The organism is Sorangium sp. So ce590 (assembly GCF_051521365.1).
Lineage (GTDB): Bacteria > Myxococcota_A > Polyangia > Polyangiales > Polyangiaceae > Sorangium.
Map to the genome: position 1 here is coordinate 2,669,871 of NZ_CP150346.1, position 11,410 is coordinate 2,681,280.

At 74.6% G+C, this 11,410-nt stretch carries 5 protein-coding genes; 4 read left to right on the forward strand and 1 reads right to left on the reverse strand.

The window, feature by feature from the left end; all coding sequences use genetic code 11:
• The first annotated feature begins 39 nt into the window (after nucleotides 1-39).
• Both WMF28_RS10250 and WMF28_RS10255 read left to right on the forward strand, forming a co-directional pair.
• A complete protein-coding gene (locus tag WMF28_RS10250) occupies nucleotides 40-5,889 on the forward strand; it encodes an amino acid adenylation domain-containing protein (RefSeq protein ID WP_437601975.1) in 5,850 nt (1,949 codons plus the stop codon).
• The gene (locus tag WMF28_RS10255) at nucleotides 5,886-7,256 is read left to right on the forward strand and encodes a condensation domain-containing protein (protein ID WP_437601976.1); all 1,371 of its coding nucleotides are present in this window, start codon (nucleotides 5,886-5,888) and stop codon (nucleotides 7,254-7,256) included. Before WMF28_RS10250 ends, WMF28_RS10255 begins: the two co-directional genes overlap by 4 nt.
• A 3-nt stretch (nucleotides 7,257-7,259) precedes the next feature.
• On the opposite strand, the gene WMF28_RS10260 is transcribed toward WMF28_RS10255, so the two are convergent.
• Nucleotides 7,260-8,402: a cytochrome P450 gene (locus tag WMF28_RS10260; protein ID WP_437601977.1), complete on the reverse strand. Its 1,143-nt coding sequence runs from the start codon at nucleotides 8,400-8,402 to the stop codon at nucleotides 7,260-7,262.
• Nucleotides 8,403-8,501: 99 nt separating this feature from the next.
• Between WMF28_RS10260 and WMF28_RS10265 the strand changes: the two genes are divergently transcribed.
• Both WMF28_RS10265 and WMF28_RS10270 read left to right on the forward strand, forming a co-directional pair.
• Entirely contained in the window at nucleotides 8,502-8,939 is a 438-nt protein-coding gene (locus WMF28_RS10265; RefSeq protein ID WP_437601978.1) for a hypothetical protein, read from the forward strand.
• A gap of 58 nt (nucleotides 8,940-8,997) precedes the next feature.
• Nucleotides 8,998-11,349, forward strand: coding sequence for a PhpK family radical SAM P-methyltransferase (locus tag WMF28_RS10270; RefSeq protein ID WP_437601980.1), 2,352 nt, complete (start codon nucleotides 8,998-9,000; stop codon nucleotides 11,347-11,349).
• The last annotated feature ends 61 nt before the right edge of the window (nucleotides 11,350-11,410 follow it).

The following is an 11,410-nucleotide window of genomic DNA, read 5'->3' on the forward strand; positions in this document are numbered from 1 at the left end:
GGGCAGCTCCGCCGCGCGCCCGAGGCGGGAGGCGCGGCGTTGAGCGGGGCGCCGGTCTCGTCCGCGCAGCTCCGTCTGCTGGTCGACCACGACCTCGATCCGACGTCGGCCGTCTACAGGTATCCGTACGCGCTGTGGTGCAGCGGCCCCCTCGACGTCGGCGCGCTGGAGCGCGCGCTCGAGGGCCTGCTGGAGCGCCACGAGCCCCTGCGGACCACGTTCGCCGGTCCGATCGAGTCCGCGGTGCAGGTCGTGCAGGACGCGCCGAGGATCGCGCTGCAGGTCCACGAGCACGGCGACGCGCCGCCCGGCGCGCGCGACGAGATCGTGAGGAAGGTGGCGCGCGCGCTGGCCAGGCTCCCGATGGACCTGCGCAGGGATCTGCCGCTCCGGTTCGAGCTCGTGTCCTTCGCCCCCGATCTGCACGTGGTCGTGCTCGTGCTCCACCACGTCGCCGTCGACACGTGGTCGCTGGGCGGAGGCGGCCACCCGGGCCGGGGCGCGCTCGTGCGCGATCTGGCCGAGCTGTACGCCGCGCGCTCGGCCGGACGCGCCCCGCGCCTCGAGCCCCCGGCGCTCCCCTACCGCGCCCACGCCGCGTGGCAGCGCGAGCGCGCGGCCAGCCCGGCGGTGGACGCGGCCCTGCGCGAATCGACGGCGCTGCTCGCCGGTCCGCCGCCCCTCGTCGATCTGAGCGGGGACAGGCCGCGCGATCGGTCGCAGAGGTCGCCCGCGGACGCCGTCTGCCAGGTGCTGTCCGCGGCGTCGGTCGCGGCGCTCCGGGCTCGGTGCCGGCGCGAAGGCGTGACGATGTTCATGGCCTTCCTCGCCGCGCTCGCCGTCGAGCTCGGGCGGGCGACGCGGCTCGATGACATCACCCTGCTGACGTCGTTCGCGGGCCGCGATCAGCGGGGCACCGAGGCGCTGGTCGGCAACTTCATCAACCTGCTCCCTGTCCGTCTCGACCTGTCCGGAGCCCCGAGCTTCCGCGCGCTCCTGGCCCGGGCGCGCGAGGTCGTCGGCGGCGCGCTGCGGCGGCGCGAGGTCCCCTACGAGCGGATCGTGGGGGCGCTCGACCTGCCGCGCCACGCAGGGCGCGCGGTGCTCTCGCCGATCCTGTTCGAGCTGCTGCCCGAGCTGATGCCCCATCCCGTCGACGCGGCGGGCGTCTCGATGCAGCTCCGCGAGCTGCCGCGCGTGGAGCTCGACGTCGATCTGAACCTGGTCGTCACGGTCGGCCCGCACGACATCACCCTCGTGGCGCACTGCGCGGCGGACGCGCTGGCAGGCGACGCGGCCTCGCGCCTGCTCGCGCGGGTGGCGTCGACGCTCGAGCGGGGCATGGAGGAGCCCGAGCGGCGCCCGGCGTCGTTCCCGCTGCCCCGCGCCGAGCAGGCGCTCATCGACGCGTGGGGGCAGGGCGCGCCGGCGGTGGCCTCGGAGCCGGGCCTGCTGCCGGAGCTCGCGCGGATCGCGCGGGAGGACGAGGCGCGGACGGCGATCGTCGCCGGCGACACGCGCGTGACCTACGGCGCGATGCTCGACGCGGCGTCCTCCGTCGCCGCGCGGCTGCGCGCGGCCGGCGCGACGCTCGAGACCCTCGTCGCGATCCACGCGGCGCGGGGTCCGGGGTTCGTGGCCGCCGTGCTCGGCGCGTTCCTCGCGGGGGCAGCCTACGTCCCGCTCGACCCGAGGGACCCGCCGGATCGCCGCGCGCAGCTCCTCGCCGCCTCCGGAGCGCCGATCCTCGTGACGGACCGGGAGCTCTGCTTCGCGCCGCCCGCGGCGGTCGGGATCCTCGACGTGCGGGAGGCGCTCGACGCGCCCGCCGGATCCCGGGCCGAGCCGGACGCGCGACCGCCAGGGACGCTCGCGTACGTGATCTACACGTCGGGCTCCACGGGCGCGCCCAAAGGGGCCATGGTCGAGCACCGGGGGATGGTCAATCACCTCCGCGCCAAGGTCGTCGACCTGGGGCTCTCGGCCGAGGATCGCGTCGCGCAGACAGCGCCCATCGGCTTCGACATCTCGGTGTGGCAGCTCCTCGCGCCGCTCCTCGTCGGGGGTCGGGTCCACGTGTACGACGACGACACGGTGCGCGATCCGGAGCGGCTCTTCGCCGCGATCGCGCGCGACGAGATCACCGTGCTCGAGCTCGTCCCGTCGCTGCTCGCGGCCGCGCTGGAGCTGCCTGGCCTGCCCGAGCGCCTCGCCCTTCGCTGGCTGGTCGTCACCGGCGAGGCCTTCCCTCCCGAGCTCGCGCGCCGCTGGCTCGCGCGCTACCCGTCGATCCCGCTGGTCAACGCGTACGGCCCGACCGAGTGCTCCGACGACGTGACGCACCACCTCCTGGGCGAGCCGCCGCCGGCGGGCGCGGCGCGCGTGCCGATCGGTCGTCCGGTGCTCGGCACGCGCCTCCACGTGCTGGACGAGACGCTCGCGCCGGTCCCCGCGGGGTCGATCGGCGAGCTGTACGTCGGCGGCGTCGGCGTGGGGCGCGGGTACCTCGGCGATCCGGCGCGCACCGCGGCCGCGTTCACCCCCGATCCGACCTCGATCGAGGCGGGGGCACGCCTGTATCGGACCGGCGATCTCGCGCGCTTCCTGCCCGACGGCGCCCTCGATTTCCTCGGGCGCGTCGATCGGCAGGTCAAGGTCCGCGGCCACCGGATCGAGCCGGGGGAGGTCGAGGCCGTGCTCGCCGTGCACCCCGATGTCCGGCAGGTCGCCGTGTCGTGCCGCGCGCGCGGCGGCGAGCACCTGGTCGCGTTCGTCGTGCCCCGCAGCGGTGACGCCGAGCGGGGCGCCCTCGCGGCGCAGCTGCGGGCCCGAGCGCGCTCCGCGCTGCCCGCGGCGATGGTGCCGGCGGCGATCTTCGTCCTCGACGAGCTCCCGCTGACGCCGAACGGGAAGATCGATTCAAAGGCGCTCGCCGCGTACGAGGCCGCGCCGGAGCCCGCCGCCGCCGAGCCCGCGGCCATGTCGGCGGTGGAGCGAACGCTCGCCGCCAGCTGGTCGGAGGTCCTCGGCGTGCCGCGCATCGGCAAGCGCGAGGACTTCTTCGCGCTCGGCGGCGACAGCATCCGCGTGCTCCATCTGGTCGCGCGCGCGGCGCGCGCCGGCCTCGCGATCCTCCCGTCGCAGGTGTTCACGCACCCCACGATCGAGGAGCTCGCGGCGGTCGCGGCCCCGGCCGGCGCGCCCGGAGGGCGCGGCCCGGCGAGCGGCGACGCGCCGCTGACCCCGTTCCAGCGCTGGAGCCTCACCCAGGCGAGGGTCGATCCGTCGCAGTGGGCCTTCCTCGTCGAGCTGGAGCTCACGCGGCCCCTCCCGGTCGCGCTGATCGACGCGGCGCTCGACGCGGTGGTCGCGCATCACGACGCGCTGCGCCTGCGCGTGCTGCCCGAGCGAGGCGGCCGGCGGCAGACGTACGGCGCGGCCGCGCCTCGATCGCCGATCGCGCGCCACGACCTCGCGGGCCTCGAGCCCGGCGCGCGAGCCGGCGCGCAGGCGGACATCGCTCGCGGTCTGCGGGCGTCGCTGTCGCTCGACAGCGGGCCGCTCGTCGGCGCCGCCCTGGTCGACACGGGGGGGGCGTGCGTCCTGCTGCTCGCCGTGTGCCACCTGATCGCGGACGGCGCGTCGCTCTCCATCTTGATCGGCGACCTGGAGACGGCCTGGTCAGCCCTCGAAAGAGGCGCCTGCCCGGCCCTCCCTCCCCGAACGGACTCCTTTCGCGCATGCGGCGAGCGCCTCCTGGCCCGGACGGCCGCGGCGGAGGACACGCTCCCCCGCTGGCGCGCGATCGTCGAGCGGAGCGAGCCGTTGCCGCTCGACCGTCCGGACAGGCTCGGCGGGGACGTCGAGGACAGCGTCCTCGTGGTCCAGCGCGCGCTGTCCGAGCGCGAGACAGCGATCCTGTCCGCGGGCGCCCGGACGCGGTTCCACGCCTCCGTGGAGCAGCTCGTGCTCTCGGCGTTCGGCCGCGCGTTGACGCGCTGGACGGGGCGGGCGGTGCTCGTCGATCTCGAGCGGCACGGCCGCGACGTGTTCGAGGGCGAGCTCGACGTGACGCGCACGGTGGGCGCGCTCGCGACGATTCATCCGGTCCTGATCGACGCCGCCCCCGACGGAGGTCCCGCGGCGGCCGTCCAGGCGGTCAAGCTCGGCCTGGCCGCCGTGCCGGAGGACACGGTCAGCTACGGCGTCCTCCTCCACCTCGCGGAGCATCCCGCGCTGGCGCGGCTGCCGCGCGCGGAGGTGCTGTTCGACTACCTCGGCGATCTCGACCGGATGGTGTCCGCGGGCGGGCCGTTCCGCGTCGGTCGCCTCACGTCGGAGGGCGAGCGCGCGCCGCGCGCGCCGCGGCCGTATCGCCTCGAGCTCCGAGGCGTCGTGCGCCGGCGCAGGCTCTGCCTCGAGCTGCGGTACGGGCCGGCGGTGCTCGACCGGGAGACGGTGGACCGGCTCGCGGACGACCTCGAGGGCGCGCTCCGCGCGCTCGCCGCGACCGAGGACGTCGCGACGATCGAGGACGTGGTCCCGCTGACGCCGGCGCAGGAAGGGATCTTGTTCCACGCGCTGGCCGACCCGGCGAGCGACGCCTACGTCACGCAGGCGACGTGGGCGGTCGGCGCCGCGGAGGTGGCCGCGTGGATCGACGCGTGGCCGCGCGTGGCCGCGCGCCACGCCGCGCTGCGCGCCTCGGCGCTCTGGAGCTCGGTGCCGGAGCCGTTGCTCGTGATCCACCGGGACGCGGCCACCCCGATCGAGCGCCTCGACCTCACCGCGCGCGACGGCTCGCCGGATGCGCGGCTCACGGCCTTCCTCGACGAGGACCGGCGCCGCGGGTTCAGGCTCGCCTCTCCTCCGCTCCAGCGGCTCACGGCGGTGCGGGTCGCGGACGACGACTGGCGGATGGCGTGGACGCATCACCACCTGATCCTCGACGGCTGGTCGATCCAGATCGTGCTCTCCGAGCTGGCGGCGATCGTCGTCGGACGCGAGGGCGAGCGCGCGGCCGCGCCGCCGTCCCGCGAGGTCGCGCGACGGGCGCGCGCGCGGCCGGACGCCGCGGCGCAGGCGTTCTGGCGCGCGCACATGGAGGGCGCGCGCCCCGCCTCGATGCCGGCGGACGCGCCCGACGCGCCGCTCGACCCCGCCGGCGGCGGGCCGCGGTGGGGCGAGGTCCACGCCGCGCTCACGATGGACGAGACCCGAGCGATGGTCGCGGCGGCGAAGGAGCTCCGGATCACGCTGAATACGGTCGTGCGCGCCGCGTGGGCCCTCTCGCTCGCCCGCGTCGCCGGCGCGCCGATCGTCGTGTTCGGCGTGACGGTGTCGGGACGCCGCGCCGATCTGCCAGGCTCCGACGCGATGGTCGGCATGCTGATGAACACGCTCCCCCTGGCGGCCCCGGTGCCGCTCGACAAGGAGGTCGGCGAGTGGCTGCGCGCCCTCCACCACCGCCAGGCCGGGCTCCTCGAGCACGAGCAGTCCGCGCTCGTGGACATCAAGCGGTGGTGCGGCTGGCCGGTCGACGCCCCCTTGTTCGAGACGCTCGTCGCGTTCCAGAGCTACCCGTCGCGGAGCGCGTCGCTCCGCGACCTTCGCCTGGCGGTCGCCAACCACTACCCGCTCACGCTCCGGGCCACGCCGGGGGACGCGCTCGCGCTGACCCTGCTGCACGATCTCCGGCGGTACGGCGCCGCGGCGGCGACGTCGCTGCTGTCCGACGTCGTCGAGGATCTGCGCGCCGTCGCCGCGGACCCCGCGCGGCGAGCGGGCGACCTGGTCCACCGGCGCTCGCGCTCGGCCCGGCAGCGCGAGCTTTCGCTGCTTCAGGCGGCCCGCCGCCGGCCCCTGAAGGTGGGGAGCGCGGCGCGATGACGCCGGACGCGCGGATCCCGCGGCGCCCGGACGGCGCGCCGCCCCCGCTCATGCCGGTCCAGGAGGGCATGTGGCAGCTGGCCGCGCTGCTGCCCGAGGTGCCGGCCTTCACGATGCCCGCCGCGTTCCGCGTGCTGGGCGCGCTCGACGCCGACGCGCTCCGCGAGGCGCTGCGCGAGGTGGTCGCGCGCCACGAGGTGCTGCGGACGGCGCTCCGCTCGACGGCGGACGGGTGCGCGTCGAGCGTCACGCCCCCGTCCGCCTACGACCTGCCGCTCGTCGACCTCACGCGCGAGCCCAGGAACAAGGGCCTCCGCCGCGCCCTCGCGCGCGCGCAGCAGGTGGCCGTCGCGCCGTTCGATCTGGGGGCCGCGCCGCTGCTGCGCGCGACGCTCTTCCGGCTCGCGCAGGACGATCACGTCTTGCTCCTCGTCACGCACCACCTCGTGTCCGACGGCTGGTCGGTCGGGCTCATGTTGCGCGAGATCAGCGTCCTGTACGGCGCGCTCCGCGAGCGCCGGCCGTCGCCGCTCCGGCCGCTCGCCGCGCGCTACGGAGACGTCGCCGCCTGGATGCGCGCGCGCCTCGACGGGGGGCTGCGGGCCCAGCAGCTCGCGTACTGGACCGATCAGCTCTGCGGCCCGCTGCCGGCGGCGCGCCTGCCTCCCGATCGGCCCGGCGCGCCCGGGACGGCGCTGGGGAGGGCGCGCGTCCCCTTTCATCTCGCGACGGAGCTGTCGCTGGCGATCCGCGATCTGGCGCAGCAGGAGGGCGCGACCGAGTTCATGGTGCTGCTCGCGGCGCTCCATGTCCTGCTCGCCGCCGTCCTTCAGCAGCCCGACGTCCGCGTCGGCGCGCACTTCGCGAACCGCGCGCGCCCCGAGACGCACGATCTCCTCGGGCTGTTCGCCGGCACGGTGGTCCACAGGGCGTACGCGGACCCGATGCTGAGGTTCCGCCGCTTCCTGCGCCAGGTGCGGGCCACGGCGCTCGCGGCCTACGAGCACGCGGACGTGCCGATCGAGGAGGTCGCCGCGGCCGTCGCCGCGCGCGAGGACGCGTCGGCCGGCGAGCCGCTCTTCTCTGTCATGCTGCAGCTCCAGACCGCGAGCCCGGCCGAGCTGGAGCTCGGAGGCGCGATCGCCGCTCCGTTCCCGCCGCGCGGGCTCGTCGACGACCGCCTCCGCCTGATGACCCCGGATCTCATCCTGGATCTGACGCCGTCGGCGGCGGGCGTCTCGGGCACCTGCTTCTACCGCCCGGATCGGTTCGACGGCGGGACGGTCCGCGCGTGGCTCGCGGGCTACCAGGCCGTTCTGCGCGAAGCGACAGCGAGCCCCGACGCCCGGTTGCAGGCGCTGCTCTGAGGGTCAATCGTCCCAGGCGACGTGGAGAGAGCCCATCCGCCGCCAGAGCGGGTGCGGGAGCCACGTGACCGGGGCGGGCCCCGCGTGACGCAGGTTCGGCAGGCGGGTGAACAGCGCCTCCAGGGCGACGCGCGCCTCCAGCCGGGCCAGCGGCGCTCCCAGGCAGAAGTGGATCCCGTATCCCAGCGACAGGTGCGAGGCGGCGTCGGGTCGCGCCGGATCGAAGCGGTCGGGGTCCGCGAACCGGCGGGGATCGCGGTTCGCCGAGCCGTAGAGCAAGAGGAGCGAGCTCTCCGCCGGGATCTCCGCGTCTCCGACGCGCACGTCGCGGCGCGCGCGCCGGGCGAGGCACTGCACCGGCGCGTCGTACCGCAGCGCCTCCTCGAAGGCGCCGGCGACCAGCGCCGGTCGGTCCCGCAGCTCCTCCGCGAGCCCCGGGGTCTGAAGCACGCAATGGACCGCGATGCCGATCGCGTTCTTCACGGTCTCGGTCCCGGCGACGAGGATCTGTTGCAGGAGACTGACCAGCTCGGCGTCCGTCATGGGCTCATGCCCCGGCGCGCGGGCCGCGGCCATCGCGCTGATCGCGTCGTCCGTCGGGGCCGCGCGGCGCGCGGCGACCAGGCCCGTGAGGTAATCGCGCAGCGACCGGCGGGCGTCGCCGACGAGCGCCTGGTCGCTGTCATCGAGGACGCCGCCGAGCGATCGCGCGTCGATCTCCACCCAGGCGAGCACCCGTCCGAGATCGGCCCCGGGGATCCCGAGCACGGCGCCGAGCACCCGATCGGCCATGGGCGATGCGAACCGCGCGATCAAGTCAGCGTGTCCGGCCGGCCGCAGCTCGTCGACGAGCGCCGCGATCACGTCGCGCACGAGGGGCCCGTAGACCAGGTGCGTGCGGCGGGCGGACCATGCTTCTTGCACGAGGCGTCGCTGCCGCGTGTGCTCGGGCGGGTCCAGCCCCGCGAGCGACTCCACCTCGTCCTCGGCCGGCCCGGCGGTGGGCTGGCAGAGCGCGTCGTCGCTCAGCGTCGCGACGACCTCGTGATAGCGGGTGACGACCCACGCGCCCTCGCTCAGCTCGATAGCGCCGCCTTCGTCGCGCATAAGCCGATAGATCTCGTAGGGATCGCCGCTATCCATCATCTGTCTGTGCCCGGGTTGAGGGTGATTGTTCGGTTGACCTGTCAAGAAGGATCGGCGTAGCCTCGTCGCGAGCCGCTACCATTCACGAGGAGCTACCCCATGATACTCTCCGATCCCTCGAACGACGCGATCGCACTCGGCCTGATCGTGCTCGCCCATGCTCCCGCCATCCTCGGGAGCCGCAAGGAAATCATCAAGATTCGCGACCAGTTCCGTGAATGGGTCTTCGCGCGCGCGGCCGGCAAGAAGGACCTCGAGGCCCCCGAGATCAACCCGGCCTTCGCCGAGGAGCCGGTCGCGACGATCGGCGTGATCAGCGGTCCCGACGTGCTCCTCGCCTCGAGCATTCTCGCCACCGCGATCGAGCAGGCGGTCAAGATGAACAAGGACGCGGCGCTCGCCGAGCAGCAGGGCAAGGTCCTGCGCGAGGCGCTGCGGGAGGCGATGGAGCTCATCAGCTGCGAGGGCACCACCATCGATCCCTCCGAGCGGCTGTACCAGGCCGCGATCGAGCGCCTCTCGAAAGCCGAGAAATGACCTCCTCGGCCGCGCCGCTCCCGCCGTGATCGGCGATGGAGAGGCGGCAGGTAGCGAGATGATCGATTGCCTGCTCATCGGCTTCCACGAGCCGAGCTTCGCGTCCTACGTGGAGCTGGTCGGGAAGATGGGTACGAGCGACGGCGCGTACCGGGATCTCGATCTCGCGTTCGTGCGGCACCGGAAGACACCTCGACGGCTCCTCGATCTGTTGTCGGATGTCGCGCTGCCGGACCCATGTGGGTCCGCCCGCCCCTATCACAACGCCGATTTTCTCTGGCCCGTCCTCCTCGCGCTCGGGAGCTACCTGGCGCGCAGGGGGCTCACGTTCGACTACGTGAACCTGCCGCACCTCGAGGAGGGCTCGTTGAGGGCAAAGCTCGCGGCCGGCCCGCGGACCGTGGCGATCACGACCACGGTCTACGTCTCGCCGCTGCCCGTGCTGGAGCTCGTCCGCGCCGTCCGGGAGCACGCGCCCCACAGCCGGATCGTCGTCGGCGGACCGTACATCGCGAACCAGGCGCGCGTGCTCGAGCGCGAGGAGCTGGAGCGCCTGCTGCGGTACCTGGGCGCCGACGTCTACGTGATCGCGCAGGAGGGCGAGCGGACGCTGGCGGAGCTCCTCGGCGCGCTGCGCGCGGGCGCGCCGCTCGACGCGATCCCGAACCTGGCCTACGAGGAGCGCGGGGCCTACCGCACCACGCCGGCCGCCCCCGAGAACAACCCCATCGAGGAGAACCTCGTTGATTACGCGCTCTTCTCACCCGAGAGCCTGGGCGAGATGGTGTCGGTGCGGACGGCGCGCTCGTGCCCGTTCGCCTGCGCGTTCTGCGGGTTCCCGACGCGCGCCGGCAAATACACGTACGCGGGGGTCGACTTGGTCGAGCGCGAGCTGGACGCGCTGCACGCGCGCGGCGTGACGACGATAAGCTTCCTCGACGACACGTTCAATGTCCCCAAGCGGAGGTACAAGGATCTCCTGCGGCTGATGATCCGCAAGCGTTACGGCTTCCGCTGGAACTCGTTCTACCGCGCGGACGAGGGCGACGAGGAGGCCATCGAGCTGATGCGGGAGAGCGGCTGCGAGGGGGTGTTCCTCGGCGTGGAGTCCGGCAGCGACCGGATGCTCGCGCTGATGAACAAGACCGCGCGGCGCGCCGACTACCTCGCCGCGATTCCGCAGCTCAAGGCGGCGGGCATCGTGACGCACGCGAACCTCATCGTCGGATTTCCGGGCGAGACGCCGGGCTCGGTCCGCGAGACAGAGGACTTGCTCGCGCGCGCGCAGCCCGATTTCTATCGCGCTCAGCTCTGGTACGCCGATCCGTCGACGCCGATCTGGAAGCGGCGGCTCGAGCTGGGGATCCGCGGCTCCGGCTTCTCGTGGCGACACGCCACGATGACGAGCGATGAGGCGGCCGGCTGGGTCGATCGGATGCTGCTGTCGGTGCCGGGCTCGACGTGGCTGCCGCAGAGCGGCTTCGAGATGTGGAGCCTCTTTTACCTGCAGCGGCGCGGATTTTCGCTCGAGGCGGTGCGGCGCCTCGTGCGGTGCTTCAACGCCGCGATCGCCGAGAAGCTGCTCGGGGACGCCGACGCCGACATCGATCCCGCGCTGCTGGCCACGTTCACGGAGGCGGCCCGCGCAGGGCACGCCGACCCGGAGGGGCCCGACGCAGACGCCGTGCGCGCGCTCTCGAGCGCCGCGTACCTCGAGGCCGAGCGCTGGTGGTACGGCTCGCTCGGCGCGCCGTCTCCGGCGGAGGGGGGAGGGGCCATCACCGACGCCGGTCGCGGCGGCGCGCGGCGATGGATCACCACGTCTTCCGTGATCGACGGCGCGCTCCTCGACGGCGCGGCGCGCGCCTTCGGGGTGAGCCGCAGCGCAGCCGCCCTCGCGGCGTTCGGGATCGCGGTCCGCCGCGCGACCGGCGCGGCGCCGCTCCGCGCCCTCGCCGGACAGGGCTCCGCCGACGGGGACGCCTGGGGGCCCGTGCGGCTCGACGACCTCCCGCCCGGTGAGCTCGGACGCCGCGTCGAGCAACATTTCGCCGCGGCGGCGCGCCACGCGCGGTTCGCGCGGCGCCTCCTCTGCGGCTGGTGCGATCGCGTGGCCGGACGGCAAGGCGCCGTCGGGTGCGGGGCGTGGTTCGCGTGGCGCGAGCCGGGCGCGGGCGACGGCTGGGCAGCGCCGCTGCGCGACGCGATCGACGCGTCCGAGGGGGTCGGCCTGGGGCTCGAGGTCGTCGCCGGACCGACCGTCGAGCTGCGCGTATCCGGCGCCGGCGAGCGCGGGGAGCGCGTGATGTACCGGGTGGCCGCGGAGCTGCTCGCGACGATCGCGGGGTGCAACGACGCGGACCCGCCGCGCGAGCCCGCCCGCGAGGCGGTCGGCACGTTTCGGTTCTGAGCGCGATGGAGCTTCCAGCGCGCGTTCGCGAGGGAAAAAAGCGGTGTCGCGCGCCGCAGGC

Coding starts and splice junctions, on each gene's coding strand:
- WMF28_RS10270 (WP_437601980.1), top strand. CDS start 8,998: ATGATCGATTGCCTGCTCATCGGCTTCCACGAGCCGAGCTTCGCGTCC.
- WMF28_RS10255 (WP_437601976.1), top strand. CDS start 5,886: ATGACGCCGGACGCGCGGATCCCGCGGCGCCCGGACGGCGCGCCGCCC.
- WMF28_RS10265 (WP_437601978.1), top strand. CDS start 8,502: ATGATACTCTCCGATCCCTCGAACGACGCGATCGCACTCGGCCTGATC.
- WMF28_RS10260 (WP_437601977.1), bottom strand. CDS start 8,402: ATGATGGATAGCGGCGATCCCTACGAGATCTATCGGCTTATGCGCGAC.